We start from the raw sequence: 25,748 nt of genomic DNA, 5'->3' as shown, positions 1-25,748 counted from the left end.
CGCCGGCTGCGGCAAGGGCAGCGGAGCCGCGACCCGGCTTTTCTTCGTCCTGGCGAACACCATCGCCTCCGGCCTAGCCTTGATTGGTTAAAACCGCCTGAAACAACAGCGATTAGAACGACATCAGAAACGATTATCGCGCGGAAAACCGTTGGGCGCCATCCGTCCCGCCGCACCGCGCGCCGCGCGCCAGGGCGAAAGGTCCGGCTCGGTGCGCGTCCGGCCGCTCTCGCCGCCCATCGCCCAGCTCAGGCCCTCGGCCATCCTGAAGGTTCGCACGTCGCTCAGCCCGCCATCGCGGTAGCGCTGCAGCTGCACTCCCTGCCCGCGCGCCAGCTCGGCGACCTCGGCGAGCGGGAAGACGAGCAGCTTGCGATTGTCGCCCACGGCGGCCACCGCATCGTCCTCGGGGCCGACCGGCCTGACCAGCTTGAGATGCGCGCCCGTCCGCGGCGTCACCACCTGCTTGCCCTTGCGCGTCTCGGCGATCACATCCTCGGCCTTGACCACGAAGCCGCGCCCGTCGTCCGCCGCCACCAGCAGCCGCGCCGCCGCGCTCGCCGGCAGCAGGGCGACGATGTTCCGCTCGCCCTCGAGGTCGATCATCAGCCGCACCGGCTCGCCAAAGCCGCGCCCGCCCGGCAGCTTGTCCGCCGCCAGCGTGTAGAAACGGCCATTGTCGGCGGCGAGGAGCAGCTTGTCGGTCGTCTGCGCATGGAAGGCGAGATAGGCCGCATCGCCTTCCTTGAACTTCAGCGCCTCGCCTGACAGGTCCTCGACATGCCCCTTCATCGCGCGGATCCAGCCGCGCGCCGACAGGATCACGGTGATCGGCTCGCGCTCGATCATCGCCTCCAGCGGAATCTCGCGCGCCGGCGCGGCTTCCTCCACCAGGGTCCGCCGCTTGCCTAGCGCCGTCTCCGATCCGTAGCGCTCGATCATCTTCGCCAGGTCGCGCTTCATCCGGGTCCGCTGGCGGGCGTCGGACGATAGCAGCAGCTCCAGCTCGGCCTTTTCCTTCTCCAGCGCCTCCTGCTCGCGCTTGAGCTCCATCTCCTCGAGCTTGCGCAAGCTGCGCAGCCGCATGTTGAGGATCGCCTCGGCCTGGCGATCGGTCAGCTGAAACTCGGCGATCATCACCGGCTTGGGCTCGTCCTCGGTCCGGATGATCTCGATCACCCGGTCGAGGTTGAGGAAGGCGATGATATAGCCGCCGACCAGCTCCAGCCGGTCGGCGATCTTCGCCACGCGATGCTCGGACTTGCGGCGCAGCACCACGAACTGATGCTCGATCCAGGCGAGCAGCGCCTCCTGCAGGCTCATCACCCGCGGCGTGCGGTGCTTGTCGAGCACGTTCAGGTTGAGCGGCACCCGCGTCTCCAGGTCGGAGAGGCGGTAGAGGCTGTTGATCAGGTCCTCGGCCGCCACGGTGCGGCTGCGCGGCTCGAGCACGATGCGGATGTCGTCGGCGCTCTCGTCGCGCACGTCCGCCAGGATCGGCAGCTTCTTCTCGTTGATGAGCTCGGCGATCCCCTCGATCAGCTTGCCCTTCTGGACGCCATAGGGGATCTCGGAGACGACGAGGTGCCAGCCCCCGCCCTTCTCGGTCACCTTCTCGATCTTGGCGCGGACCCGGAAGCCGCCGCGGCCGGTGGCATAGGCCTCCGCGATCGCCGCCGGGCTGTCGACGATGATGCCGCCGGTCGGCAGGTCCGGGCCCTGCACATAGTCGAGCACATTCGCCTGGGGATTGTCGATCAGCGCCACCGCGGCGTGCATCAGTTCGGCGGCGTTGTGCGGCGGGATGCTCGTCGCCATGCCGACGGCGATGCCGGCGGCGCCATTGGCCAGCAGGTTCGGGAACAGGCCCGGAAACAGCTCGGGCTCCTCGTCCTCGCCATTATAGGTCGGACGGAAATCGACGGCATTCTCGTCGAGCCCGTCCATCAGGTCGATGGCGACCTGGGTGAGCCGCGCCTCGGTATAGCGATAGGCCGCCGCGTTATCGCCGTCGATATTGCCGAAATTGCCCTGGCCGTCGACCAGCGGATAGCGGAGGGCGAAGGTCTGGGCGAGGCGGACCATCGCGTCGTAGACCGACTGGTCGCCATGCGGATGGTATTTGCCGATCACGTCGCCGACGACGCGCGCGCATTTCTTGTAGCCGCTCGCCGGATCCAGCCGCAGCAGCCGCATCGCCCAGAGCAGGCGGCGGTGCACCGGCTTCAGCCCGTCCCGAACATCGGGCAGCGAGCGCGCAGTGATCGTCGAGAGCGCATAGACGAGATAGCGTTCGGAAAGCGCGCTGTCGAAGGGGACGTCGGAAGGCGCGCCGGGGTCTTGAAGTTCGGTATCGAGGCTCATTGCCGCACCCGGATAGCAGCAGCGGAAGCAAAGCGCCAAGCCGGGGCGCGGCGACGTTCAACCGGACGGTTGGGCTTTTCGATGCTCAACCAGGTGGTTGAATGGCTAAGTAGCGAATTCGCCAGGATTTTACGGAAAGGCTGGCCGGAAAATGTTGAATCGATTGACGCCCTGCGCGGGGGCGGGAGGCGCGACGGCGGCCGGGATCGCGCGGGGATTGCGGAAAGCGAGGTCATCCAGGAACCAAAGCAGAACATTCCCAACATTGCCAGCGATAGGATTCCCGACCCGGGCCAAGATCCAAGCGCGCCTCCGAACCGGGTTCGTCATCCCCGCGCAGGCGGGGGATCCAGGGTAGCATGGGGAAATCGAAGCAATCGCGCGCAGGATTGCCGGAGACGGCGAAGCGAGCCTCACGCCCTTTGCCCGTGGCCCTGGATCCCCGCCTGCGCGGGGATGACGGCTGCAGGAAGCGAGGTGACGGGGCAGAAAGGCCATCGCGGCGCCCTTACTCCCGATATCCATCGGCTCTAGAATAGGGCCGACACCCGGGGGCCAGCCACGATACCGCCATAATCCCTGCCTTAATCTCAACAATTACTTGCCGTGTTCCGAAATTCCTCTCAGGTACAAAAAACTTTTCACAGGCTATTACGGGATACCGAAGCTCGTTCCGTCTCCGAAACACAGGGGAACTCGAGCGAAAGTACACAATAATGCGTAACGCGATCCTGATCGCCGCCGCCGCGACTTGCCTCGTCGGCGCGAATACTGCCCTTGCGCAGGAAACCAACAACACTCCCGCCAGCAGCTTCGCCGGCCCGCGCGTCGAAGCCACGATCGGCCTCGACCAGAGCGGCGACGACGCCGTCAGCGGCAAGGAACTGACCGGCATGCGCGCCGGCGGCGCTGTCGGCTATGACGTCGCCATCGGGAAGCGCGTCACGCTCGGCGTCGAGGCGGGGATCGGCTGGATGGTCGCCGGCAACACCAAGTTCGGCCCCTTCCCGCCCAACACCACCGAAACCTACCGGACCAGCGCGGGGCGCGACATCGATATCTCCGGGCGCATCGGCTATGCGCTGAGCCCGAGGACGCTGATCTACGCCAAGGCCGGCTGGGCCGAGCAGAGCTACGGCACGCGCTCCAGCACGGGCAAGAAATATGACGACCTGAAGTCCAACGGCGTGCGGCTGGGCGCCGGCCTCGAGCAGAAGCTCACCTCGAACGTCTATGCCAAGGCCGAATATCGCTACACGCGCTATGAGGATATCGGCAACTTCAAGAAAGACCGCCACCAGCTGCTGACCGGCATCGGGGTGCGCTTCTAAGCCGCCTCCGGGGGGACGAGCGCGCCATGCGGATCGTCCCCCAATGCGGTCTTCACTTCCTCCAGCAGCCAGTCGCGAAAGGCGCGGATCTTCGGCTGGTTGCGCTTGCCATCGGCATACATCAGCCAGAAGGCGTTCCGGTACTGCGCGATCTGGGGAAGCGGCTGGACGAGCTGCCCCGCATCGATCGCGGTCTGCCACATCGGCGGACTCAGGATCGCGACGCCGTGCCCGGCGATCGCGGCATTGCCGTCCAGGATCTGCGAATCGAAGCGGATGCCCGCCGCCTGGCTGGTGTCCGGCGCCGCGCCCATCGCCGCCGCGAACCACAAGTCCCACCAATCGTCGCGATAGGTGAGGCGCGGCAGCTCGAGCAGGTCCTGCGGCGTGCGGATCGGCGGATGCTCGGCGAGGAAGGCGGGATTGGCGAGCGGGGTGATCGGCATCCGCATCAGGAAATGGCAGCCATGCCCCGGCAGCGGGCCCGGTGCACCGCGCAGCGCGACATCGGCCTCGCCCGCCAGCAGGTCGATCATCTCGTCCCCGACATGGAGCCGCACGGCAAGGTCCGGGCGCGCGAGCTGGAACGAGCCCAGCCGGCTCGCCAGCCAATTGGTCGCCAGGGTGCGCGGCGCGGTGATGCTGATGACGCTTTCCGTCTCGGCATGGACCGCGGCAAAGGCATCCCCCATCGCGTCGAACGCGCCCGTCACCTGCGGCGCGATCCGCCGCCCGAGATCGGTGAGCGCGATGCCGCGCCCGCTGCGCGCGAACAGCGGCGCGCCCAGCCGCTCCTCGAGCAGCTTCATCTGATAGCTCACCGCCGCCTGGGTCATCCCCAGCTCTTCGGCGGCGCGCGTGAAATTGCCGTGCCGGGAAGCGGCCTCGAACACGCGGACGGCGGCGAGCGGAGGAAGGCGACGCATTGCAATATACAAGCACAGCTTATGATATTTGGCCAATGATTTGTTGGCCCGCCGGCGGGTTCGGGCGCAAATGAACGGGGTGCCGAACATGGCGCGACATCCAAGGGAACCAAGCCATGATCAAGACCCTGATCCCCCTTCTGCTGATCCTCTCCCCGGCCGCCGTGCCGGTGATCGCCCAGGCCCGGCAGGGCGATGCGAGCGTTCGCGTCTCCTATGCCGATCTCGACCTGTCGCGCGCAGCGGACCGCCAGGCGCTGGACCGGCGCCTCGCCCGGGCGCTCGAACAAGTCTGCCCGGCCGACCGGCCCGGCTATCTGACCCCGGCGCCCGACGCGCTGCGCTGCCAGGCGCATGCCCGGCAGCAGATCGCCGCGGCGCGCCAGCATGCGCTGGCCCAGCGCGGCGGCGTGGTCCGGATCTCCGCCGTTCCCTGATCGATCCCTCGGAACCGCGAAGCGGCGGGCGGCCTGCAACGCCGCCCGCCAACCATAAGCATTGCTGATATCGCGGGCCCCGATCCCGAAAAGGGATGCGCGGCAGGGGCCATTCATGTTGGGCCCGTCACAAAATATGGTTACTCCTTGGTCAAGGAACAGGGAGGAACCCATGCGAGTCGTTTGGGCATTGGCGGCGCTTGCGCTGCTCGCGGGATGCGACGATCTCAATCGACCGCCGGCGGACGGCAAGGACCGTTCCGAATTCGGATCGGCGGCCAATGCCGAGGCGTTCGCCTCGACCGGCACCGGCTTCGACTATCGCTATGCCTATCGCCTGCCCGGCGCCAAGGTGAAGGGCGTGCTCCAGTCCAACGCCGATGCCTGCGACCGGATGGGGCCGGCGCGCTGCCGCATCCTCGCGATGCGGTATCGCGTCGATGACGGCAACCACACCCGTGCGGTGCTCACCATCCGCATCGATCCGTCGATCGCCCGCCGGTTCGGCGATGCCGTCACCGCGAATGTGGCGACCGCCTATGGCGTGCTGACCGACACCGAAATCAGCGGCGCCGACGCCACCGCCTCGGCGCGCAGCATCGCGGTGGTGAAGCGGCTGCAGGACCAGCTGCAGAATGCGCGCACCAGCACCACGCCGGACGGCCAGGCCCGCGCCGCGCGCCTGCAGAACGCGCTCGCGGTGATTGCCGAGGTGGAGGCGAGCCAGGGCCAGACGCTGGCCAACACGCCGATGCTGTTCACCTATGAATCGAGCAGCGCGCTGAGCGGCCTGGGATCGTCCGAGGCCAATTTCCGCACCGCGGGCCAGACGCTCGAGAATTCGGTCGCCCAGCTCGTCCAGCTGCTCGCCAGCATCGGGCCATGGTGCCTGCTGATGCTGGCGGTGGTGCTGGTGCTGCGCTGGATCATCCATGGTCGCGCGGTGGGCCCCGATGTCGAGCCGCGCCACGACGACGGCTATGACAATGGCCATGAGGGAAGCCATGACGGCCGGGACAATCGCGCCCGTAGCGACAATCGCAACCTCATCCAGCGCTGGTTCTCCCGCGACGACGCGGAGGAGCACGCGCACTGATCCGCTCGGCAAGCGGGGACGGCACACACCGCCCCGCTTGCTTTTTGCCCAGGATATGTAATGTTATATCATTATAGCCTAAAAGGGAGGAGCAGATGCCGCGACCTAATCGCTGGATATTGCTGGGCAGCGGCGGCCTGGCCGCCGTCATCGCGGCGGGCGCCTGCTTGATGCTGCTCGACCCGACGCCGAGAACGGTCCGCAAGCAGGCGGATTCGCTTGCATCCTATTCGGTCTCCGAACCGCCCGCTGCCGCCGAAATGGCGCCGCCGCCTTCCGCCGACAAAGTGGCAGGCGGCGAGCGCATTGCCGCCACCGCCGCGATCGCGATCAACCTACCGCAGCTCGCCTATAGCTATACGCTCGGCTATCGGCTGCCCGCGGGTGCGATCGCCGGAGCACAACAGGCGCATCTCGACCTGTGCAACAGGCTGGGGCAGCGCTGCCAGCTTGTCGCCATGCAGCGGGCGAGCGCCGACGACGGCGTCTCCCAGGCGAGCCTCAAGCTGCGCGTGGCGAGCGACCTGGCGCAGACGGTATCGGCGAACCTCACCCGGCTGGTCGGCCAGGCCGGCGGACGCGCGGTCGACACCCAAGTCATCGTCCAGGACGTCTCCAAGGACCTGGTCGACACCGGCGCGCGCATCCGCCAGCGCGAAATACTGGTCGCGCGCCTCACCGAGATGCTGCGCGGGCGCCAGGGGCGCGTGAGCGAACTGGTCGAGGCCGAGCGGAGCGTCGCACAGGCGCAGGAGGAGCTCGACCAGGCCAAGGGCTGGCTGAGCGAACTCAGCGGCCGCGTCGCCTATTCCGATTTCACCATTGCCTATACGCCGACCACCGCCCCGGTCGCCGCGCCGACGCGCCAGGGGTTTTTCGGCCAGCTGGGCGATGCGGTAATGCAGTCGGGCGCAGCGGTCGCCGGTGCCACGCGCACGCTGCTGGTGCTGATCATCTTCCTCGCCCCCTGGCTGGCGATCGCCACGATTCTCGGCCTGCTGGCGCGCCCGGTCGTCCGCAGGTGGCAAAGTGCCGGATTAGCACCCATGGGCGAGGATGCATGATTGCACCCCCCTCCCCCTTTGGGTATAGCCCCACCTCTCGCCCCGGCAGGCCAGCGGATTCCCCGCGCCGCCGGGGCAATGACTTTCCAGGGGAATGAGCACCCGATGGCACGCCGCCGGCAGATCTACGAAGGCAAGGCTAAGATCCTCTACGAGGGTCCCGAACCCGGCACGCTGATCCAGTATTTCAAGGATGACGCGACGGCCTTCAACGCCCAGAAAAAGGGCACGATCAACGGCAAGGGCGTGCTCAACAACCGGATTTCGGAGCATGTCTTCACGCTGCTCGCCGGCATCGGCATCCCGACGCACTTCATCCGCCGCCTCAACATGCGCGAGCAGCTGATCCGCCAGGTCGAGATCGTGCCGATCGAAGTGGTGGTGCGCAACGTCGTCGCCGGCTCGCTTTCCAAGAAGCTCGGGATCGAGGAAGGCACGCCGCTGCCCCGGACGATCATCGAATATTATTACAAGGACGATGCGCTCGGCGACCCGCTGGTCACTGACGAGCACATCCTGTGCTTCGGCTGGGCGAGCCAGGAAGAGCTGCACGACATGGCCGACATGGCCATCCGCGTGAACGACTTCCTGTCGGGGCTCTTCGCCGGCATCGGCATCCGCCTGGTCGACTTCAAGCTCGAGTTCGGCCGGATCTGGGACAATGACTATAGCCGCATCATCCTGGCCGACGAGATCAGCCCGGACGGTTGCCGCCTGTGGGACATGGCGACCGGCGAGAAGCTCGACAAGGACCGCTTCCGGCGCGACCTGGGCGGCGAAGTCGAGGCCTATCAGGAAGTCGCGCGCCGGCTCGGCCTGTTCCCGGAAGGCGATGATTCGGCCGTGCTCGACCTGGAAAGCCATCGCAAGCGCCGCGGGAAATAAGCTCGGTCAGGATCGCATGCGCCTCGCCCGGCGCATCGCGACCACCAGCATGCCTGCGGCCACGAGCAGGAACAGCGCGCCGCCAATGGCCAGCGCCTCATTCGCCCGCGCCGCGCGCGCGGGTGCACCGATCGCACAGTTCAACCCGTGGCAATATTGCAGCGCCAGGACATGGAGACCCAGGGCCGCCCAATAGAGGATGGTGGCCAGCCCGCCAACGAGCAACCATGCGATGCGGCGCCGTCTCGACATCCGGGATGCATAGCATTGCCCGGCAGATCGCCAAATGCCTGAACTCCAGCCTTGCAGCGAAGCCCCGGGGGCGCCATAGGCCCTGCGCATGAAGCTCCGCATCATCGTCACCTTGAAGAACGGCGTGCTCGACCCCCAGGGCAAGGCCATCCAGCATGCCTTGGGCGGCCTCGGTTTCGAGGGCGTGGAGGATGTCCGCGCCGGCAAGATCTTCGAGCTCGAGCTGGCCGATTCGACCAGCGACGAAGCAGTCGACGAGATGTGCCGCAAGCTGCTCGCCAACACCGTCATCGAAAACTACCGGGTGGAAAAGCTGTGAAGACCGCGGTCATCGTCTTTCCGGGCTCCAACTGCGATCGCGACATCGCAGTCGCGCTGGAGGCGGTGACGGGGGTGAAGCCCCATATGGTCTGGCACGGCGACAGCGAGCTGCCCCAGGGCCTGTGCCTGATCGCCCTGCCCGGCGGCTTCTCCTATGGCGACTATCTGCGCTGCGGCGCGATCGCGGCCCGCTCGCCGGTGGTGCGTGCCGTGGTCGAGGCGGCCGACAAGGGCATGCCGGTGATCGGCATCTGCAACGGCTTCCAGGTGCTCACCGAGACCGGGCTGCTGCCCGGCGCGCTGATGCGCAACTCCGGGCTCAACTTCGTGTGCCGCGACGTGCCGCTGACGGTCGACAATTCGCAGTCGATCTTCACTTCGGCCTATCGCTCGGGCGAAGCGATCACGATCCCGGTGGCGCATCATGACGGCAATTACTTCGCCGATGCCGAAACGCTCGACCGGATCGAAGGCGAAGGCCGTGTCGCCTTCCGCTACGCCGCCGACATCAACGGCTCGGCCCGCAACATCGCCGGGGTGCTCAACAAGGCGGGCAATGTGCTCGGCATGATGCCCCATCCCGAGCGCCGCATCGAGGCCGCGCATGGCGGCACCGACGGCCGCCGCCTGTTCGAGGGCCTGCTCGAGGCGGTGGCGTAAGCCGCACACCACCCCGGCTCAGTGCAGCGCGGACACCGCCTGCTCGCCGCGTGACGACGCTGCCAGGCCCGGAGTCGGGAAGGACAGCGGCCGCCCGCCGCCCGCTACCCGGAAGCGCCCGGCCTGGTCGGCGAGCGTGGCGATCTCCACGGTGAGATTGCGTGCCGCCGCCGAAGTCTCCTCGACCATCGCGGCATTTTGCTGGGTCGACTGGTCCATCACGCCGATCGCGGTGCTGATCTCGCCGATCGCTACCGACTGGGCCTGATTGTCCTCGGCCATCTGGTTGAGCAGCGTATGCACATCGCCCACATCCTCGGCGATGTTCGCCAGCGCGCCATCGACCTTCTCGACCATCTCCACCGCGGCGAGGATATCGACCTGAGTCGCGGTGAGCTGCTCGCGGGCGCGGCCGGCCTCTTCCTCGGCGCGCATGGCCAGCGCCGAGACCAGGTCGGCAACGACGGCGAAGCCCCTGCCCGCCTCGCCCGCGCGGCCGGCCTCGACGGCGGCGTTCATCGCGAGCACGCGAGTCTGGAACGCGATCTTGTCGAGCCCTTCGATCACCGAGTCGATGCCCTTGGCGCTGTCGTTGACTCGGTTCATCGCCTGCACGGCCTGATCGACCACCTCGCGGCCGCCCGAGACCGTGGTCGTGGCGCCATCGGCGCGCGCCACGGTGCGGCTCGCCGCGGCGGCGGTCGCCTTCAGGCGCTGGTCCATCTGGGTGATCGCGGCCGAAGTCTGCTCGAGGCTCGCGGCATTCGCCTCGGTCCGGCGCGCCAGATCCTCCGACGCCTGGGCGATCTCGCCCGATCCGGTGCGGATCGCGGCGCTGCTCTCCCCCACCGCGCCGAGCAGCTTGCGCAGCGAGGCGAGCGCGGCGTTGAAATTGTCGCGCAGCTTCGCATAGGCGGCAGGATATTCCTCGACGATGTCGGCGGTCAGGTCGCCTTCGGCCAGCCGCTCGAGATTGACGGTCATGCCCCGCACGATCTCGCCATGATGCTCGGCTTCCTCATTCTGCCGGATCTGGGCGGCGGCGGTGTCGCGGAACGAGAACATCGCCTTGGTCAGGCGGCCGACACAGTCCCGATAGTCGGTGAACTGGATCGGGCTGGCCAGATCGCCGGCGGCCAGCGCCTCCATGCGCACCACGGTCGTCACATAAGGCGTGGCGATCGCGTGCCGATACCAGACGCCCAGCACGGCGGCGACCAGCGTGGCGAGCACGCCGGCGGCAAGTGCGAACCTGGGCATGAGCAGCAACGTCAGCGGCGTGAGCCCGACAAGCCCCACCATGGAACCGAACGACACGAGCAGCTTCTTGCGAATGGGCGCGTTGGCGATGAACCAGTGCATGGCAAATCTCTCAGCGGAGGCAACAATATGGTTGCCACTTCCCTCGCTATAGAGAGTTCCCGCATCGGATCGGCCGTTTCAGCAAATATATGTAACAATAATCTACTATATTAGCCACAAATACGTAACTTCCGTAAAGTTGCGCCTATATTCGCGCCTCGATCCAATCGAGGACGTCGCCCATCACGCTTTCCTTGCCCAGATCGGCGAGCAGGTCGTGATAATGGCCCTGGTAGATCTTGAGCGTCTTGTCGCTCGATCCGGCGGTGTCGTGGAAGAACTCGCTGCCGTGGCACACCGTCGCATGATCGTCGGTACCGTGCAGGATGAGCAGCGGGATCGAGATCGCGGGAAAACTGTCGCGCAGCCGCTCATCGGCCCGGGCGAGCGCGGCGACGGTGGCGGCGGGCTGCGTCTCGTCCTTGATATAGGGATCGGCGTTGAGCGCGGCCACCACGCCCGGATCCCGCGAGAAGTCCTCGTTCTTGAGCTTGAGCACGCCCAGATGAGGCGCGATATGGGCAAGCCCCTTGATCGCGGTGATCAGGAAGCCGGGCGCCGGCACCTGGAAGGCGAAGCTCTCGCAGATGAAGCCGGCGATCTCCGCCTGGTTGTCGAGCACATAGGTCGCGCCGGTGACGCCGCCCGCGCTGTGGCCGAGCAGAAAGACCTTGAGCCCGGGATGGCGCGACTTGGCGATGGCGATCGCGCCGCCGAGGTCATGGACATAATCGCCAATGTCCTCGACATAGAAACGCTCACCGCCCGAACGCCCGCGTCCGCGCAGATCGGGCGCATAGACGGCGAAACCGCGCTCGACCAGCCGCGCGGCGACCCAGGCATATTGGCCGCTATGCGCGTTGAAGCCATGGCAGAGGACGACCACCGCCCGCGCATCGCCCTCGGGCAGCCAGGCGCGGAAGAAGATGTTGACGTGCCCGGTGCTGCCGAAAGTCTCTTCCGTCGTCGCAGTCATGCCCTGTCTCCCGGAGATCGTTGCAATGAAGGTGGATCACACCCGCATGGCGAACGGCGTGAAATCGGTTCCCTTGTCGAACACGTCCACCCCCTCGCGGCGCTTGAGGAAGCCGACGACGAGATAGGTGACCGGCGTCAATATCACTTCCCATGCCACCTTGAGCGCCCATTGCGTGAAGAGCACCTGGACGACCAGCGTGGTGGTCCATCCCTCCGCGCCCAGAAAGGCGAGCGGATAGAAGATCAGGCTGTCGACGCCCTCGCCGGCGATCGTCGAGCCGATCGTGCGGGTCCACAGCATCTTGCCGTCGGTCAGGATCTTCATCCGGGCAAGGACATAGGAATTGACGAACTCGCCGGCCCAGAAGGCGCAGACGGAGGCGAGGACGATGCGCGGCACCTGGCCGAAGATCGTCTGGTACGCGGCCTGGTTGCCCCAGCTCGGCGCCGGCGGCAGCGCCACGACCACCCAGGACATGAACGCCATGAACAGCACTGCGGCAGTGCCCGCCCAGATCACCCGGCGGGCGCGGGCATAGCCATAGACCTCGGTCAGCACGTCGCCGATCACATAGGAGATCGGGAAGAACAGGATGCCGGCGCCGAACGGCCAATAGCCGTTGTAGAGCGGCAGCCAGACCTGCGAGACCTTGCCCGCGCCGAGCACGTTGGAGAGCAGGATGATGGCGACGAAGGCGGCCATCACGAAGTCGTAGTAGCGGAAATGGCCGCCCCGCAGCGTGCTCGCAGCGACCTGCACCGGCTTTCCGTCCCCCTGACTCATACGGGGACTATGATCCCGGTTCCGCTGCCGTGCAATCCACGCTAGGGCAGCGCTGCGCGCGCCCGTAGCTCAGTTGGATAGAGCACGTGCCTTCTAAGCTCGTGGTCGCTGGTTCGAATCCAGCCGGGCGCGCCATTCCTTGTTCTGGAACCTCGCATAAGCTCGGGCGGCCGTTCGGCCTTGCGAACCCTGGCGGGTTCGATGTCGCTCCCTTCGGGCGCGCCAGCTTTTCGCGGACGCCGGATCGCCGCGCCTGCAAAAACTTTGTCCGGATACGCGCAATTCCCCGTCTCCTCCTCTGAAGGCGTGCGCGCGCGCCGGCATCGGGACGACATGGAAGGGAACCGAGCATCGCCTGCCTGCCCATGACCTCCCATGCCCCAAAGAAAATTATTTACCAGAACATCGACCTATTCATGCCGAAAAAACCACAAAAGAACCTAACTCACTGAACAAAATTAACGACCGCACTCAGCAATCGAAATATTTGTTTCACAATATATCCAAATAACTCTCCACGCGAGTCGCTTGAAAACTGAGGACTTATTTTCGCAATTCTATGGATTGTGGAGATGAATGGCGACGCGCAACGTAAATCACACCATATAACGGGAGATTGTATGGAAAACCAACTTCAGACGCCGAACGGATCGCATGAAGACAAGCAGGGTGCGCGCACGGGCTTCGGCGCGCTGCCCGTCCGCTCCCTGGCCATCGCCGCATTCGGAGCGCTCGTGACGCTGCTGCCGGACGCGGCACAGGCCCAGGGCTGGCCGGCGCCGGTCGCGCCACTGCCGGAACTGGCCACCGCGCTCGACAAGCGCTTCCAGCCGGCGATCGACTTCGACACCGACGTCTGCTTCAACGTGCCGGCGGTCAATGCCGCGGGCGCGATCAGCGCGGGCGCGTCGACCTATGCGACCCGGCCGCCGGCGTCGTGCCGCAACCCCAGCTACCGGACGACCAGCAACGTCTATGTGCGCGCCCGCTGCAACAACGGCTATTGCGCCCGCGTCTACAGCTATTTCTGGCAGTCGGACTTCTCGCACGCCTATGACTGGGAATCGATCATCGTCTGGACGACCGACCAGGGCACCAGCAGCACCGTGGTCGGCGTCACGCGCGGCGATCATGGCGGCTGGGAAACCCGCGCCACCAGCGGCGGCCAGCTGCGCTTCCAGAGCGATTCGACCGGCCAGCACGTCAAGATGGTCTATCACTACGAGACCTGGGGCTTCTCGCACCTGTGGCGCTTCTCGAAGACCGACAATGGCGACGAGCCGCCCGAGAACGGCACCGGCCAGTGGCTGATCCAGCCGCTGATCAGCTGGAACGGCTATCCCTCGGCCAGCGTCCGCAACGCGATCTCCAACTATAATTTCGGCAGCGGCAATTTCGACAACAAGGACGCCCGCTTCTCGGGCGTGCTCGCCGCCACGGTGAACACCGGCATCACGCCGGGGTTCAACCCCAATCTGGATTCGGGCCCGAACTCGCCGGGCTGCCCGGCCGGCTCGACCATCTGCTGACCGCCTCCGCCCCGCGCCGCCATATTCCCGCGGCGCGGGGCGGAACCCCGGCGAGGCTCCGTCATCGAGGTGCACATGGCAAAGGATCGCAAGGCCGCGCGGCGCGCGCTGGTGCTGGGCGGCATCGCCGCGATCGTCGCGGGTGGCGCCTGGCTCGCCCAGCGCGGCGCGAACGGCGTTGGCAAGCCCGCCGAGGGCCTGGTGCGCGTGGACATGCCGGCCGTCGCCGCGAGCAGCCCGCCGTCCCCGGCGCCGACTCCCGCGACGAACCTCCCGACCCTGCCGGACAAGGTGATCGCGCATGTCCGCCAGGCCTATCCGCTGCTCACCGAAGTCGATTTCCGCTGCGATGCCGGCGGCTGCGCCGTGACCGCGACGATACCGCCGCCCACCGGCGACACCTTTCTGAAGCAGCGGCAGGAAATGCTGCTCGGCGGCCTTGCCCGGACGGTTGCGGCGGATGGCTATACCATGCTCGGCCCGGTCCAGATGGAGGAGGTCGCGTTCAACGTCTTCCGCATCCGCGCAGCGGTGGCGCCGGCGCGGGGCCAGGCCCGATAGGCCGGGCCGCGCGCCGCCGATCGACGGGAACGGTCGAACAGGAGCGCCAAAACGGGCGCCCCGGCAAGCAAGGCGCCCGTCAGGCACCGGCACGGGCGTCGATCCGGTCCGGCACAGGGATGTATGCCGGCGCAACTGTCGGGTTCAGGTCGCGCCGGCACGCTGGCCCTGTGGCCGGGCGTGCCGGACATGACGAGGCGGGTGCGACGTAGGACGAAGATCGAGCGACGAACCCGGTTCGCCGCCGATCGGCCGGAATTACTTCTTGCCGCCGCGCCAGTAGAGCAGGCCGGCGACGATCGCCGCCGAGCCGATTCCGATCGCGGCGCCCATGCCGATCTGCTTGGCATCGGGCTTCCAGCGCTTCCTGGCCTCGGCAATGTCCTTGACGGCCTGCAGCGCCTCGCTCCCCTCGTGGTGATCGTGCGACGCCTCCTCGACCGGGTGGGGCGACGGGGCATCCTCGGGCAGTGGCGGCTTCTTGCTCATGGTCTTCCTCTATTGGCGCAAGCCTGAACGTCAGGCTAATGCGGCGGTTGCACCCAAAGATGCAAGCCGCCACAAGCTCGGCCCCATGAACCCGCTCTACGCCCGGATGGGCACCACCATCTTCGAAGCCATGTCCGCCCGCGCGCGCGCGGCCGGGGCGATCAACCTGGGCCAGGGCTTCGCCGACGGACGCGGGCCGGAGGCGGTGCTCGAGGCCGCGGCCAGGGCGGTGGTGGAACGGTCGAACCAATATCCGCCGATGCTCGGCCTGCCCGAGCTGCGCCATGCGGTGGCGGACCATTATGCCCGCCACCAGGGGCTAAACCTGACGGCGGAGGAAGTGGTGGTCACCTCCGGCGCGACCGAGGCGCTGGCCGCCGCGATCTTCGCCTGCGTCTCCCCCGGCGACGAAGTGATCTGCTTCCAGCCGCTCTACGACGCCTATGTGCCCCTGATCCGCCAGGCGGGCGGCGTGCCGAAATTCGTGCGCCTCCAGCCGCCCGAATGGAAGATCGACCGGGCGGCGCTGGAAGCCGCGGTGTCGAGCCGGACGCGCGCGCTGATCCTCAACAACCCGCTCAATCCCGCCGCGACCATGTGCGGCGCGGACGCGCTGGCGATGCTCGCCGATTTCTGCGTCGCGCACGACCTGATCGCGATCTGCGACGAGGTATGGGAGCATGTCACCTTCGACGGCGCCCGCCACCTGCCGCTGATCGGCTTCCCCGGCATGCGCGAGCGCACGGTGAAGATCGGCTCCGCCGGCAAGATCTTCGCGCTGACCGGCTTCAAGGTCGGCTGGATGTGCGCCGCCCCCGCCATCGCCCGCGTGCTTTCCAAGGCGCATCAGTTCCTCACCTTCACCACACCGCCCAACCTGCAATGGGCAGTCGCCGAGGGGCTCACCACCCAGGACGGCTGGGTGCAGGAGGCCCGCCACCGCTTCCAGCACGGCCGCGACCGGCTGCGCGCCGGGCTCGCCGCCGCCGGCTTCGCGGTGCTGCCGAGCGCGGCGACCTATTTCCTCTCGGTCGACCTCGCCGCCTCGGGCATCGCCCTGGACGATGTCGCCTTCGCCAACCGGCTGATCGACGAGGCCGGCGTCGCCTGCATTCCCGTCTCGGCCTTCTATGCCGAGCAGCCGGTGACCAGCGTGGCGCGCTTCTGCTTCGTCAAGGAAGACGCCACGCTCGACGCCGCGATCGCGCGAATCGCCGAGGCCCGCGCCCGCCTGGCCGGCGGCTGACCCGCCGGGCGCGGAAGTTTACGAAACATACGCTACGGGCCCCTTCCCGCCCCTCCGCACGGGCCTCGCGCGACGGAAGCCGGCATTGCGGCAAGGGCAAGGGCAAAGGCAAAGGCAAAGGCAAGGACTGCGCATCCGCCCGGCCAAGCACGCGAAATCCTACATTGGAAGCGGACCTGCCCCGGCGACTCGGCCGCGGGGCGGTTCACCCACGGAACCGCCCGCTTCGCCGTGCGGCGTGCAACTCGTCTCGTTTCCGGCACGTTCGCCGGGCCGCGGGACAGATTGGAGTTGTACCATGCGTAACATCAAGTTCCTGATGCGCGGCGCGGCGGTGACCGCGCTGCTCGTCGCGACCCCGTCGCTCGCCCAGAGCCGCATCGACCGGGCACGCACCGCCGTGACCGAAGCCACCGCCAAGGTGGAGGCGGCGCAGACCGCCGGTGCCCAGACCTATGCCGGCGAGACCATGGCCAAGGCCGAGGAGGCGCTGCGCGTCGCCAAGGACCAGCTGGCGCGCGATCATCGCGATTCGACGATCAACGAAGCGCGCCGCGCCTCGGGCCTGGCCGACCAGGCGCTGGCCGAGGCCGAGCACAACAAGGACGCGCGCATGGCGGCCGAGCGCGACGCGCGCCGCGATGCACAGGCTGCCGCGGCCTCGGCTTCGGCGGATGCGGCAGCGGAGGCCAGCCAGCGCGCGGCCGCGCAGGATGCCGCGGCGGTGGCCCAGGGCAATGCGGCGGCGGCGAACGCGCGTGCCGACATGGCCGCTCAGGCAGCACAGTCGGCAGCGGCGGATGCGGCGGCGGTGCGCGCCGCAGCGGCCCAGCCGGTCGCGACCACGATCGAGACCACCACGACCCAGCCGGCGGCGCGCAAGACGACGACGGTGCGGAAGGCGCCGGTGCGCAGGACCACCCGCACCACCGTGTCGCGCCCGGCCACGGCATCGACCACCACGACCACCACGGTGAAGACGGAGCCGCGCTGACGCGGAGCCCTGCGATCAAGGGCGATAGCGCGAGGCAGGCTTTCCGCGCCGCCTCGCGCGCCCAGGGTCAGATCCTGTCCAGCACCCCACGCTCGGTGATGTAACCCGTCACCAGCCGCGCGGGGGTCACGTCGAATGCTGGATTGGCGGCGGGGGAGTCGGTGACACGGACAGTTCCGATTTCCCCGCTTGCCCCCGGCCCGCTCAGCCGGGTCAGCTCCTCGGCGCTGCGCTCCTCGATCGGGATGTCGGCACCGCTCGCAGTGTTCGGATCGAAAGTGGTGTAGGGCAGCGCGACATAGAAGGGCACGTCATTGTCGTGCGCCGCGAGCGCTTTCAGATAGGTGCCGATCTTGTTGCAGACATCGCCGTTGCGCGTGACGCGATCGGTGCCGACCACCACGGCGTCCACCTGCCCCTTCATCATCAGCAGGCCGCCGGCATTGTCGGCGATCACCGTGTGCGGCACGCCGTGGTTGCGCAGCTCGAACGCCGTCAGCAGCGCGCCCTGGTTGCGCGGGCGCGTCTCGTCCACCCAGACATGGACCGGGATGCCGGCATCATGCGCAAGATAGATCGGCGCGGTGGCGGTGCCGTAATCGACCGTGGCGAGCCAGCCGGCGTTGCAATGGGTGAGGATGTTGAGCGGGCGATCGGGATTGCGGGCATGGAGTTCGCGGAACAGCTCCAGGCCATGCTCGCCGATCGCGCGGCAGAGCTCGGCATCCTCGTCGCAGATTTCGTCGGCACGCCGGAACGCCGCCGCCGCGCGCTCGCCCTCCGGCAGATCGGCTACCGCCGCGCGCACCGCGTCGAGCGCCCAGCGCAGGTTGATCGCGGTCGGGCGCGTCTCGAACAGCGTCTCGTACGCCGCCTGCAGGCTGGCGTCGCCGGGATCGGCCGCAAGTGCCATCGCATAGCCATAGGCGGCGGTGGCGCCGATCATCGGCGCGCCGCGCGTCCACATCTCGCGGATCGCCACCGCGGCGGCATCGACGTCGCGCAGCTCGACCCATTGCACTTCCCAGGGCAGCTTGCGCTGGTCGAGGATGACCACGCCCCTGCCGTCTTCGGTGCGGCGGATCGAGCGCGTGGGACGGCCTTCGAGGATCATGGGAGCACTTCCGCCAGAGAATGAATGTCGGCCGGGCCGCCTTCGCGGTCGATCAGCAGCGCCTGGAGCCCCGCCTCGTGCGCGGCATCGACTTCGGCGGCCATGTCCGAGACGAACAGCAGCTCGGAAGGCGCGAGATCGAGGGCATCGACGATCCTGGAATAGGAATCGCTGTCGCGCTTGGGGCCGGTGGTCGTGTCGAAATAGCGGCTGAGGAACGGCGTCAGGTCGCCGGCGACCGAATGGCCGAAGATCAGCTTCTGCGCGGCGATCGAGCCGGAGGAATAGATGTTCACCGTGAGGCCGGCGGCCGTCCAGCGGCGCAGCGCCTCGGGCGTGTCGGGATAGACATGCCCCTTGAGCTCGCCATCGGCATAGCCCCGGGCCCAGATCAGGCCCTGGAGCGTCTTGAGCGGAGTCTCCTTGCGGTCCTCGTCGATCCACGCGAGCAGCGTGGCGACGGGATCGTCGCCCGGCACCTGGGCCAGGATCGGCGCGGCGACTTCGGGATTGTTCGCAACGAATTCCGCCAGATGCTTGCGGGCATAGGGAAAAAGCTCGTCGGCGACGAAGCTGATGCTGCTCGTCGTGCCTTCGATATCGAGGAGGATGGCCTTGGGCGGGGTGTGGGTCATTCTCTTTCGTCCTCCGCCCCTTTCGTCATGCCCGCACAGGCGGGGATCCAGGGTAACAGAGCGGCGTCCTTCACGACTCTGGATCCCCGCCTGCGCGGGGATGACGGTGGTTGGCTCAGGCCGGCTCGTGCCGCGGGAAGCGATCCGCAATGGCGTCGCCGGTGAAGTTGGCGATCCAGCCGTCCGCATTGGTGAACAGGCGGATCGCGGTGAAGCGCGGGCTCGGCCCCATGTCGAACCAGTGGCGAGTGCCGGCCGGAACCGAGATCAGATCGCCTTCCTCGCACAGCACGGCATAGATTCTCTCGCCCGCGCGCAGGGTGAACAGCCCCTCGCCCTCGACGAAGAAGCGGACCTCATCCTCCGAATGGCGATGCTCGGAAAGGAACTTGGTGCGCAGGGCACCCTTTTCGGGATGATCGGGCACCATGCGGATCACGTCGACGGACCGATAGCCCTTCTCGGCCTTGAGCCGCTCGACCTCCGGCGCGAAGGCCTCGAGCACTTCGTCCTGCCCGGCATCGGCGGCGAGCGGGCGCGAGGGCCATTGCTCGAAGCGGACGCCGATCCCGCCGAGCGCGGCGGCGATGTCGCCGGCATCGCGCGTATCGGTGAGCGGCGCGCCGCCCGCCTCGTCGAAGACCCTGAGATGCGTCATCGCTTCCATGCCCTTTCGGCCAGTTCGGCGGCGATCAGCCATTCGGTGCCCTCGAGCACGCGCTCGGCCTCGGCCAGGTCCTTGCCCCAGGCATAGAGCCCGTGGCTGCGGATAAGATAGGCCGGCGCGGTGCCCGGCGCCAGCAGCGCGGGCGTCACCGCCGCCTCGATCACCGCCATGTCCTGGCTGTTCTCGACGATCGGCAGGCGGATCTCGGCCTCGTGCGTGGCGTTGCCCGGAAAGACCTTGAGCATCTCATGGCCGGCGAACACCCATTCGCTGGCACCGGCGGCGGCGCGGCTCATGCCGACGGCCTCGGGCGAGTGCCCGTGGAGCACGGCGCCCGTGTCGGGAAACAGCCGGTAGATGGCAAGGTGCAGCGCGGTCTCGGCCGAGGGTTTGCCGGGAGTGAGCCCCTTCCCCTCCAGGTCGACCCGCATGATGCCGGCGGGCGTCAGCCGGCCCTTGTGCCAGCCGGACACGGTGACGGCGACGCTGCCGTCGTCGAGGCGGACGGAATAATTGCCGGCGGTGGCGGGGGCCCAGCCGCGCGCGTCGAGCCGGCGGCCGACCTCGACCAGCGCGTCGGCGGCATCTGCGAAGGACATCGTCATGCGCGCGGCCTTAGCCGATCCGCGGGCACCCTGGGCAACAGATTTTATTTGGAGCCGCGGCGCGGCAGCGGCTGGACGATCTCCCGCGCCGGGCCGGTGACCCAGCTTGCCGGCTGGGGCTGCGGCCGCGGCGCCATGCCGGGCATGGTCACCATGTTGAACGCCTCGCCGCCGAGATTGCGCGCATCCGCCATCAACAGCGGCGTGGAGGGGCCCGAGCGCTCGGGGTTGGTCACCGGCTCGTCCGTCACCATCACGTCGCCACCGATCTCGGTCAGCGCATAGAGCTGCCTGGCAAAGGCCGCCGGGAAGCGGATGCAGCCATGCGAGGCGGGATAGCCGGGGAGATGGCCGGCGTGCAGCGCGATCCCGTCCCAGGTGAGCCGCTGCATATAGGGCATCGGCGCGTTCGAATAGAGGTTCGAGCGGTGGAACACCTTCTTCTGGAGGATGGTGAAGGCGCCGGCGGGCGTCTCGTGCCCGTTCGAGCCGGTCGACACCGTGCTCGCGCCCACCAGCTTGCCGCCGCGATAGACATAGGCGCGCTGGTCCGGAATGCTCACCACGATCGAGACGGGGTCCCAGTCGTTCGTGCTCGCGCGGATGATCTGGGGCTGCTCGTACCAGACCCATTGGCCGTTGCGCAGCCCCGCCGGCGCGATCTGCATCGTGTCGGACGCGATCCCCTGCGCGGCGGCGGGAGCGGTGGGAAACAGGGCGGCCAGGGCCAGGAGAAGGACGGCAAAGGTGCCGGAACGCATCGAACAGCTCTCCGAATCCGACGAGCCAGGACGGCTCAGGGCGATTCCTTAACGAAATTAACCTAATTTCGTGCCGCTGCCGAATCGGCGATATTCGCGCGGGCAAATCGCTGGCAACGTTCCGGATTTCGGAGAGCCTTCGGCGAACCGGGCGAACGATGCGGCGAGTCGCGCAACTTGGGACAGATGTTGAGCAACGCGCTTACCATCTGTCTGGTATAGCTTCCCCCTGGGGACGAGAGCAGCGGGCTTTTTGGATAGTGATGGATAGTCTCGATACGATTCAGTCGCGTCGCGCCTTGTTGAAGACGGCGCTGGTGATGGCGAGCGGCGCGGTGGTTTCGGCCTGCGCCTCGCGCACGATCGAAACCGCGATGGCACCGGCCGCGCTGCCGGTCCCGGCGCCGATCCCCGAGATTCCCAAGGCGCCCGAGGTGGCCGCCGCCAAGGTGCCCGGCGTGCCCGCCGGCATCCGCCCCGAGCTGTTCAAGAAGGCGCTGGCCGCGCTCAACCGCCATTCGATGCGCATCCCCTCGCACGACCGGATCGCGATCGCCGACTTCGCCTCGCCCTCCTACAGCCCGCGCTTCTTCGTGGTGAACCTGGGCACCGGCCAGGTCGAGCGCTTCCTCGTCGCCCACGGCATCGGCTCGGATCCCCAGCATACCGGGCTGCTCCAGCGCTTCTCGAACGAAGTGAATTCGGAAGCGACCTGCGAGGGCGCGTTCCTGACCGCGGACTATTATGTCGGCAAGCATGGCGACTCGCAGCGCCTGCTCGGCCTCGACCCGACCAACAACAATGCGCTCGACCGCGCGATCGTGGTCCATTCGGCCTGGTATGCGAACACCGACATGATCGGCCGGCACGGCAAGCTCGGCCGCAGCCAGGGCTGTTTCGCCGTGGGCGAGAACGAGCTGGGCAAGCTGTTCGAGCGGCTCGGCCCGGGCCGGATGATCTACTCCGCCAAGGTCTGAGCCAGGGTCTGGCCCGGCTAGTTCCGCGGCAGCGCGGGCCCCGGCCCGGTGCCGCAGGGGAAAGGCGGCGCCCAGCAGGGATAGCCGAACGCCAGCTTCGTCGCATAGCGCGCGACCGGCCGTTGCGGCCAGCTGCCCGGCAGCACCACCTCCGCCTTGCCGCTGCCCCTGGGCCAGGTCGCGATGCTGGGGGGCGTGACGCCATACCAGCGCGCATCGCCCGCGAACGGCCGCTTGAAGGCGATCGCCATCACGCGGTCCCCCATCCATAGCTGGTGATAATCGGCCGGGCTGCGCTGGGCACCCCGCGCGTCCACCACCGCCGAGCGGGCGAAGTAGATGTCCTGCCACGGCGCGGCGAGCGCGGCGAAGGCCAGCGCCTTGGCGGGCTCCTGCGGCATCGCCGGGCGCGGCACGATGCGGAAGCTGGCGAGCAGCACCAGCGCCACCACCAGCACGAGCCCGCGCAGGTCGCGCCAGGTGAGCAGCAGCCAGGTGAACAGCGCCGCCATCGGGAACAGCCATTTGAAATAATGGGCGTTGAAGAAGCGCCACATGCCGCTGGGCACCAGATCGACATAGGCGAGCATCATCGCGGTATAGATCAGCGCGGCCAGCGCCATGCAGAGCGTCAGCCAGCGCGCCGGGCCCCGCAGCCGCATGACGCCCAGGATCAGGCCCGCCGCGCCGGTGAGCAGCCAGGGCAGCTCGCGCAACAGGCCGGTCTCGCCGGGGAACCAGGGCGCGGGATCGACCAGCAATATGCTCGCCTTCCAGCCGAGATCGGCGAACGCGAAGCCATAGTCGCCCGAGAGCAGCGTATAGTCGGTGAGGCGCCAGCCATAGATGGCGAGATAGAGCACGGCATAGGGAAGGAACGCCGCCGCGGCGCCGCCGATCGCCCGGGCGAGATCCGGCCAGCGCCGCTCGATCAGCACCGGGCGCCACAGCGCGAAGCCGCCGATCACCGCGCCCACCACCACGTCCGCCGGGCGGACCAGCGCGATCCCGGCCAGCAGGGCGCCGAGCAGCCAGGGCCGGCGCCGCCCGCCGAACATCATGTCGGCCGCCTCGGCAAAGGCCAGCCAGATAAAGGCCGCGGACATGGTCGTCGTCCAGGGCTCGAGCCAGAATTTGGAGATGCGCAGGTCGCCGATGGTCGCGGCGAGGAACAGCAGCCCCGCCGCCAGGCTCCCCACCCCGAAGCGCGCGCAGACGCGGTGGAAGCCCCAGAAGGCGAGCGCATAGCAGGCCAGGTTGATCGGCACGAACGGCGTCGGCGCCCAGGCGAAAGGCGCTCCGGCGAGCGGATAGAGCAACGGGTACCAATGCTGGTCCGGGCTCAGGTCGAAGCGCAGGAACGCCCTGGCCGATTGCAGATACTGCTTCTGATCGTGCCAGCCGCGCCACCAGGGCCCTTCGGGTGCGAAGAACTTCAGGTTGATCTTGAAGACGGTATAGGCCGCGAAGACGGTCATGACGGCTCGCACCGGATGCGCGTCGAACTGGCGGCGGATCCAGTGGAGCATGGCCTGCGGGTATCGCTTGCGCGGGGTTGGCACAAGCGCGCCCGAGCGACTAGGTGTGTGGGGTGATCGAGACATAACCGGTTGCAAGACGGAGACGATGAGCCAGTCCCATCCCTTTTATTCGATCCACCGCCAGGGAATGATCCGCGCGGGCCTCTGCACGCCGGCGGTGGTGGTGGGCGATCCCGCCGCCAATGCCCGGGCGGCGATCGCGCTGGCGCGGCAGGGCGACGAACAGGGCGCGGACCTGCTCGTCTATCCCGAGCTCAACGTCACGTCCTATGCGATCGACGACCTGCATCTGCAGGACACGATCTGCGCGGCGACCGAGGCGGGGCTCGCGGCGATCGTCGCGGCGAGCGCGGAGCTCCGGCCGGTATTGCTGGTGGGCGCCGCGCTCCGGCGCAACGGGCGGCTCTACAATTGCGCCGTCGCCATCGCGCGCGGGCGCATCCTGGGCGTGGTGCCCAAGAGCTACCTGCCCAATTACCGCGAATATTACGAGAAGCGCTGGTTCGCGCGCGGCGCCGGCCTGACGGGGTTGGAGATCGCGGTGGCCGGGCAGAAAGTGCCCTTCGGCACCGACCTGATCTTCGCGGCCGAGGAGCTGCCCGACTTCGTCTTCCATGTCGAGATCTGCGAGGATTACTGGTCTCCCCTGCCCCCCTCCACCCAAGGCGCGCTGGCCGGGGCGCTGGTGCTGTGCAACCTCTCCGCCTCGAACATCGTGGTGGGCAAGGCGCGCGAGCGGGCGATGCTGTGCGCGGCGCAATCGGCGCGGGCGGTGGCGGCCTATGTCTATTCCGCTTCCGGCCCCGGCGAGAGCACCACCGACCTGGCCTGGGACGGCCAGGGCATGATCCACGAGCTGGGCGAGCTGATCGCCACCACCGAGCGCTTCGAGCTGACCACCGAAGTGGTGTGCGCCGATATCGACCTGGAGCGGCTGCGGCTCGAGCGGATGCGGATGGGCACGTTCAACGACTGCGCCGCCGACAATGGCGATCCGGAGACGCGCTTCCGCCGCGTGACCTTCCAGCACCGGCCGGACCATGCCGACAAGGGGCTGCTGCGCAAGCTGCGCCGCTTCCCCTTCGTGCCCAACACCCCCTCCCGGCTGGAGGAGGATTGCTATGAGGCGTTCAACATCCAGGTGGAGGGGCTGCGCAAGCGGCTGGAAGCCACCGGCGCGAAGCACATCGTCATCGGCGTCTCGGGCGGGCTCGATTCCACCCATGCGCTGATCGTCGCGGCCAGGGCGATGGACCGGCTCGGTCGCCCGCGCACCGACATTCTCGGCTTCACCATGCCGGGCTTCGCGACCAGCGAAGGCACCAAAGCCAATGCCTGGGCGCTGATGGACGCGCTGGGCGTTACCGGCGAAGAGATCGACATCCGCCCGGCGGCGCGGACGATGCTCGAGGGGATCGGCCATCCCTTCGCCAGGGGCGAGCCCGTCTATGACGTGACCTTCGAGAACGTCCAGGCGGGCCTGCGTACCGACTATCTGTTCCGTCTCGCCAACCAGCGGCACGGCTTCGTGCTCGGCACCGGCGACCTGAGCGAGCTGGCGCTGGGCTGGTGCACTTATGGCGTGGGCGACCATATGAGCCATTACGGCGTCAATGCCGGCGTGCCCAAGACGCTGATCCAGTATCTCATCCGCTGGACCGTGCAGACCGGCCAGTTCGCCGGCGAGGCGGCGCGGGTGCTGACCAGCATCCTCGATACCGAGATCTCGCCCGAGCTGGTGCCCGCCGATGCGGACGGCAGGATGCAGAGCACGCAGGAGCGGATCGGCCCGTACGAGCTGCACGACTTCTTCCTCCACTACACGATCCGCTACGGCCTGCGGCCCTCCAAGATCGCCTTCCTCGCCTGGCATGCGTGGAAGGACGCGGCGGCGGGGCAATGGCCGATCGGCTTCCCCGAGGATGCGCGCCACCAATATGACCTGGCGACGATCGCGAAATGGCTGGAGGAATTCCTGTTCCGCTTCTTCCAGACCAGCCAGTTCAAGCGCTCGGCGCTGCCCAACGGACCCAAGGTCTCGGCCGGCGGCGCGGTGAGCCCGCGCGGCGACTGGCGCGCGCCCTCGGACGGAGTGGCGCGGCCCTGGATCGACGAGCTGAAGGCGAATCTGCCGTAACCCGCCTTCCCCTTCTTCCGTCATCCCCGCCT

General features: G+C 67.8%; 26 protein-coding genes and 1 tRNA gene. 14 read left to right on the top strand and 13 right to left on the bottom strand.

Going from position 1 to position 25,748, the window contains the following annotated elements:
- Positions 1 to 123: 123 nt before the first annotated feature.
- Positions 124 to 2,364 (bottom strand): DNA topoisomerase IV subunit A, encoded by a 2,241-nt coding sequence (gene parC / locus ACIQCS_RS16700; RefSeq protein WP_345847003.1) that lies wholly within the window; start codon positions 2,362 to 2,364, stop codon positions 124 to 126.
- A 716-nt stretch (positions 2,365 to 3,080) separates the two neighbouring features.
- Between parC and ACIQCS_RS16695 the strand changes: the two genes are divergently transcribed.
- Positions 3,081 to 3,695, top strand: coding sequence for a porin family protein (locus tag ACIQCS_RS16695; protein ID WP_345847004.1), 615 nt, complete (start codon positions 3,081 to 3,083; stop codon positions 3,693 to 3,695).
- Here the strand turns inward: ACIQCS_RS16695 and ACIQCS_RS16690 are convergent.
- Positions 3,692 to 4,621, bottom strand: a complete 930-nt coding sequence (locus tag ACIQCS_RS16690; protein ID WP_345847005.1) for a LysR substrate-binding domain-containing protein — start codon at positions 4,619 to 4,621, stop codon at positions 3,692 to 3,694. The genes ACIQCS_RS16695 and ACIQCS_RS16690 overlap by 4 nt on opposite strands.
- Positions 4,622 to 4,737: 116 nt before the next feature.
- Between ACIQCS_RS16690 and ACIQCS_RS16685 the strand changes: the two genes are divergently transcribed.
- The 4 genes from ACIQCS_RS16685 (at position 4,738) to purC (ending at position 8,103) form a co-directional block, all read left to right on the top strand.
- The gene (locus ACIQCS_RS16685) at positions 4,738 to 5,058 is read left to right on the top strand and encodes a UrcA family protein (RefSeq protein ID WP_345847006.1); all 321 of its coding nucleotides are present in this window, start codon (positions 4,738 to 4,740) and stop codon (positions 5,056 to 5,058) included.
- Positions 5,059 to 5,230: 172 nt separating this feature from the next.
- Positions 5,231 to 6,154, top strand: a complete 924-nt coding sequence (locus ACIQCS_RS16680; protein ID WP_345847008.1) for a hypothetical protein — start codon at positions 5,231 to 5,233, stop codon at positions 6,152 to 6,154.
- Between the two features lie 95 nt (positions 6,155 to 6,249).
- Entirely contained in the window at positions 6,250 to 7,218 is a 969-nt protein-coding gene (locus ACIQCS_RS16675; protein ID WP_345847009.1) for a DUF4349 domain-containing protein, read from the top strand.
- Between the two features lie 105 nt (positions 7,219 to 7,323).
- A complete protein-coding gene (purC, locus tag ACIQCS_RS16670; protein ID WP_345847011.1) occupies positions 7,324 to 8,103 on the top strand; it encodes a phosphoribosylaminoimidazolesuccinocarboxamide synthase in 780 nt (259 codons plus the stop codon).
- A gap of 6 nt (positions 8,104 to 8,109) precedes the next feature.
- Here purC and ACIQCS_RS16665 read toward each other — a convergent pair whose 3' ends face one another.
- On the bottom strand, positions 8,110 to 8,355 hold the full coding sequence (locus tag ACIQCS_RS16665; protein ID WP_176564232.1) for a hypothetical protein: 246 nt from the start codon (positions 8,353 to 8,355) through the stop codon (positions 8,110 to 8,112).
- Positions 8,356 to 8,443: 88 nt separating this feature from the next.
- Between ACIQCS_RS16665 and purS the strand changes: the two genes are divergently transcribed.
- Together purS and purQ are read left to right on the top strand one after the other, a co-directional pair.
- Positions 8,444 to 8,674 carry a phosphoribosylformylglycinamidine synthase subunit PurS gene (gene purS, locus ACIQCS_RS16660; protein ID WP_183996438.1) on the top strand — a complete coding sequence of 77 codons (231 nt, stop codon included), beginning with the start codon at positions 8,444 to 8,446 and terminating at the stop codon, positions 8,672 to 8,674.
- Positions 8,671 to 9,336 (top strand): phosphoribosylformylglycinamidine synthase subunit PurQ, encoded by a 666-nt coding sequence (gene purQ / locus ACIQCS_RS16655; protein WP_345847013.1) that lies wholly within the window; start codon positions 8,671 to 8,673, stop codon positions 9,334 to 9,336. The genes purS and purQ overlap by 4 nt, the downstream gene beginning before the upstream one ends.
- A gap of 18 nt (positions 9,337 to 9,354) precedes the next feature.
- On the opposite strand, the gene ACIQCS_RS16650 is transcribed toward purQ, so the two are convergent.
- The 3 genes from ACIQCS_RS16650 to ACIQCS_RS16640 all read right to left on the bottom strand — a co-directional run bounded on the left by ACIQCS_RS16650 (position 9,355) and on the right by ACIQCS_RS16640 (position 12,460).
- Positions 9,355 to 10,698 (bottom strand): methyl-accepting chemotaxis protein, encoded by a 1,344-nt coding sequence (locus tag ACIQCS_RS16650; protein ID WP_345847015.1) that lies wholly within the window; start codon positions 10,696 to 10,698, stop codon positions 9,355 to 9,357.
- Between the two features lie 145 nt (positions 10,699 to 10,843).
- On the bottom strand, positions 10,844 to 11,674 hold the full coding sequence (locus ACIQCS_RS16645; protein WP_345847017.1) for a lysophospholipase: 831 nt from the start codon (positions 11,672 to 11,674) through the stop codon (positions 10,844 to 10,846).
- 36 nt (positions 11,675 to 11,710) lie between these two features.
- Complete coding sequence (locus tag ACIQCS_RS16640; RefSeq protein WP_401531341.1) at positions 11,711 to 12,460, bottom strand: queuosine precursor transporter; 750 nt, start codon at positions 12,458 to 12,460, stop codon at positions 11,711 to 11,713.
- A gap of 58 nt (positions 12,461 to 12,518) precedes the next feature.
- Between ACIQCS_RS16640 and ACIQCS_RS16635 the strand changes: the two genes are divergently transcribed.
- The 3 genes from ACIQCS_RS16635 to ACIQCS_RS16625 all read left to right on the top strand — a co-directional run bounded on the left by ACIQCS_RS16635 (position 12,519) and on the right by ACIQCS_RS16625 (position 14,550).
- Positions 12,519 to 12,595 (top strand) — tRNA-Arg (locus ACIQCS_RS16635).
- Positions 12,596 to 13,080: 485 nt separating this feature from the next.
- Positions 13,081 to 13,989, top strand: a complete 909-nt coding sequence (locus tag ACIQCS_RS16630) for an NPP1 family protein (protein WP_345847018.1) — start codon at positions 13,081 to 13,083, stop codon at positions 13,987 to 13,989.
- A 75-nt stretch (positions 13,990 to 14,064) separates the two neighbouring features.
- On the top strand, positions 14,065 to 14,550 hold the full coding sequence (locus ACIQCS_RS16625; RefSeq protein WP_345847019.1) for a hypothetical protein: 486 nt from the start codon (positions 14,065 to 14,067) through the stop codon (positions 14,548 to 14,550).
- Between the two features lie 258 nt (positions 14,551 to 14,808).
- On the opposite strand, the gene ACIQCS_RS16620 is transcribed toward ACIQCS_RS16625, so the two are convergent.
- Positions 14,809 to 15,039, bottom strand: a complete 231-nt coding sequence (locus tag ACIQCS_RS16620; RefSeq protein WP_345847020.1) for a hypothetical protein — start codon at positions 15,037 to 15,039, stop codon at positions 14,809 to 14,811.
- Between the two features lie 85 nt (positions 15,040 to 15,124).
- On the opposite strand from ACIQCS_RS16620, the gene ACIQCS_RS16615 reads away from it, so the two are divergent.
- Both ACIQCS_RS16615 and ACIQCS_RS16610 read left to right on the top strand, forming a co-directional pair.
- On the top strand, positions 15,125 to 16,285 hold the full coding sequence (locus ACIQCS_RS16615; RefSeq protein WP_345847022.1) for an aminotransferase: 1,161 nt from the start codon (positions 15,125 to 15,127) through the stop codon (positions 16,283 to 16,285).
- A gap of 298 nt (positions 16,286 to 16,583) precedes the next feature.
- On the top strand, positions 16,584 to 17,279 hold the full coding sequence (locus ACIQCS_RS16610) for a hypothetical protein (RefSeq protein ID WP_345847023.1): 696 nt from the start codon (positions 16,584 to 16,586) through the stop codon (positions 17,277 to 17,279).
- 67 nt (positions 17,280 to 17,346) lie between these two features.
- Here the strand turns inward: ACIQCS_RS16610 and mtnA are convergent, their stop codons facing one another.
- From mtnA to ACIQCS_RS16585, 5 genes are all read right to left on the bottom strand, one after another.
- Entirely contained in the window at positions 17,347 to 18,393 is a 1,047-nt protein-coding gene (gene mtnA, locus ACIQCS_RS16605) for an S-methyl-5-thioribose-1-phosphate isomerase (protein ID WP_345847025.1), read from the bottom strand.
- Positions 18,390 to 19,028, bottom strand: coding sequence for an acireductone synthase (gene mtnC / locus ACIQCS_RS16600; RefSeq protein WP_345847026.1), 639 nt, complete (start codon positions 19,026 to 19,028; stop codon positions 18,390 to 18,392). Before mtnC ends, mtnA begins: the two co-directional genes overlap by 4 nt.
- Positions 19,029 to 19,143: 115 nt before the next feature.
- The gene (locus ACIQCS_RS16595; RefSeq protein ID WP_345847028.1) at positions 19,144 to 19,686 is read right to left on the bottom strand and encodes a cupin domain-containing protein; all 543 of its coding nucleotides are present in this window, start codon (positions 19,684 to 19,686) and stop codon (positions 19,144 to 19,146) included.
- The gene (mtnB, locus tag ACIQCS_RS16590) at positions 19,683 to 20,300 is read right to left on the bottom strand and encodes a methylthioribulose 1-phosphate dehydratase (RefSeq protein ID WP_345847030.1); all 618 of its coding nucleotides are present in this window, start codon (positions 20,298 to 20,300) and stop codon (positions 19,683 to 19,685) included. Before mtnB ends, ACIQCS_RS16595 begins: the two co-directional genes overlap by 4 nt.
- 44 nt (positions 20,301 to 20,344) lie before the next feature.
- Positions 20,345 to 21,061, bottom strand: coding sequence for a L,D-transpeptidase family protein (locus tag ACIQCS_RS16585; RefSeq protein WP_345847031.1), 717 nt, complete (start codon positions 21,059 to 21,061; stop codon positions 20,345 to 20,347).
- Between the two features lie 263 nt (positions 21,062 to 21,324).
- Between ACIQCS_RS16585 and ACIQCS_RS16580 the strand changes: the two genes are divergently transcribed.
- Complete coding sequence (locus ACIQCS_RS16580) at positions 21,325 to 22,038, top strand: murein L,D-transpeptidase catalytic domain family protein (RefSeq protein WP_345847033.1); 714 nt, start codon at positions 21,325 to 21,327, stop codon at positions 22,036 to 22,038.
- A gap of 17 nt (positions 22,039 to 22,055) precedes the next feature.
- Here the strand turns inward: ACIQCS_RS16580 and ACIQCS_RS16575 are convergent, their stop codons facing one another.
- Positions 22,056 to 23,567 (bottom strand): hypothetical protein, encoded by a 1,512-nt coding sequence (locus tag ACIQCS_RS16575; protein ID WP_345847034.1) that lies wholly within the window; start codon positions 23,565 to 23,567, stop codon positions 22,056 to 22,058.
- Positions 23,568 to 23,664: 97 nt separating this feature from the next.
- On the opposite strand from ACIQCS_RS16575, the gene ACIQCS_RS16570 reads away from it, so the two are divergent.
- Complete coding sequence (locus ACIQCS_RS16570; protein WP_345847035.1) at positions 23,665 to 25,716, top strand: NAD(+) synthase; 2,052 nt, start codon at positions 23,665 to 23,667, stop codon at positions 25,714 to 25,716.
- Positions 25,717 to 25,748: the final 32 nt, after the last annotated feature.

The organism is Sphingomonas sp. NPDC092440 (assembly GCF_044754985.1).
Lineage (GTDB): Bacteria > Pseudomonadota > Alphaproteobacteria > Sphingomonadales > Sphingomonadaceae > Sphingomonas.
This window is presented reverse-complemented; position numbering and strand designations above follow the sequence as displayed.

Coding starts and splice junctions, on each gene's coding strand:
- parC (WP_345847003.1), bottom strand. CDS start 2,364: ATGAGCCTCGATACCGAACTTCAAGACCCCGGCGCGCCTTCCGACGTC.
- ACIQCS_RS16695 (WP_345847004.1), top strand. CDS start 3,081: ATGCGTAACGCGATCCTGATCGCCGCCGCCGCGACTTGCCTCGTCGGC.
- ACIQCS_RS16690 (WP_345847005.1), bottom strand. CDS start 4,621: ATGCGTCGCCTTCCTCCGCTCGCCGCCGTCCGCGTGTTCGAGGCCGCT.
- ACIQCS_RS16685 (WP_345847006.1), top strand. CDS start 4,738: ATGATCAAGACCCTGATCCCCCTTCTGCTGATCCTCTCCCCGGCCGCC.
- ACIQCS_RS16680 (WP_345847008.1), top strand. CDS start 5,231: ATGCGAGTCGTTTGGGCATTGGCGGCGCTTGCGCTGCTCGCGGGATGC.
- ACIQCS_RS16675 (WP_345847009.1), top strand. CDS start 6,250: ATGCCGCGACCTAATCGCTGGATATTGCTGGGCAGCGGCGGCCTGGCC.
- purC (WP_345847011.1), top strand. CDS start 7,324: ATGGCACGCCGCCGGCAGATCTACGAAGGCAAGGCTAAGATCCTCTAC.
- ACIQCS_RS16665 (WP_176564232.1), bottom strand. CDS start 8,355: ATGTCGAGACGGCGCCGCATCGCATGGTTGCTCGTTGGCGGGCTGGCC.
- purS (WP_183996438.1), top strand. CDS start 8,444: ATGAAGCTCCGCATCATCGTCACCTTGAAGAACGGCGTGCTCGACCCC.
- ACIQCS_RS16650 (WP_345847015.1), bottom strand. CDS start 10,698: ATGCACTGGTTCATCGCCAACGCGCCCATTCGCAAGAAGCTGCTCGTG.
- ACIQCS_RS16645 (WP_345847017.1), bottom strand. CDS start 11,674: ATGACTGCGACGACGGAAGAGACTTTCGGCAGCACCGGGCACGTCAAC.
- ACIQCS_RS16640 (WP_401531341.1), bottom strand. CDS start 12,460: ATGAGTCAGGGGGACGGAAAGCCGGTGCAGGTCGCTGCGAGCACGCTG.
- ACIQCS_RS16630 (WP_345847018.1), top strand. CDS start 13,081: ATGGAAAACCAACTTCAGACGCCGAACGGATCGCATGAAGACAAGCAG.
- ACIQCS_RS16625 (WP_345847019.1), top strand. CDS start 14,065: ATGGCAAAGGATCGCAAGGCCGCGCGGCGCGCGCTGGTGCTGGGCGGC.
- ACIQCS_RS16620 (WP_345847020.1), bottom strand. CDS start 15,039: ATGAGCAAGAAGCCGCCACTGCCCGAGGATGCCCCGTCGCCCCACCCG.
- ACIQCS_RS16615 (WP_345847022.1), top strand. CDS start 15,125: ATGAACCCGCTCTACGCCCGGATGGGCACCACCATCTTCGAAGCCATG.
- ACIQCS_RS16610 (WP_345847023.1), top strand. CDS start 16,584: ATGCGTAACATCAAGTTCCTGATGCGCGGCGCGGCGGTGACCGCGCTG.
- mtnA (WP_345847025.1), bottom strand. CDS start 18,393: ATGATCCTCGAAGGCCGTCCCACGCGCTCGATCCGCCGCACCGAAGAC.
- mtnC (WP_345847026.1), bottom strand. CDS start 19,028: ATGACCCACACCCCGCCCAAGGCCATCCTCCTCGATATCGAAGGCACG.
- ACIQCS_RS16595 (WP_345847028.1), bottom strand. CDS start 19,686: ATGACGCATCTCAGGGTCTTCGACGAGGCGGGCGGCGCGCCGCTCACC.
- mtnB (WP_345847030.1), bottom strand. CDS start 20,300: ATGACGATGTCCTTCGCAGATGCCGCCGACGCGCTGGTCGAGGTCGGC.
- ACIQCS_RS16585 (WP_345847031.1), bottom strand. CDS start 21,061: ATGCGTTCCGGCACCTTTGCCGTCCTTCTCCTGGCCCTGGCCGCCCTG.
- ACIQCS_RS16580 (WP_345847033.1), top strand. CDS start 21,325: ATGGATAGTCTCGATACGATTCAGTCGCGTCGCGCCTTGTTGAAGACG.
- ACIQCS_RS16575 (WP_345847034.1), bottom strand. CDS start 23,567: ATGCTCCACTGGATCCGCCGCCAGTTCGACGCGCATCCGGTGCGAGCC.
- ACIQCS_RS16570 (WP_345847035.1), top strand. CDS start 23,665: ATGAGCCAGTCCCATCCCTTTTATTCGATCCACCGCCAGGGAATGATC.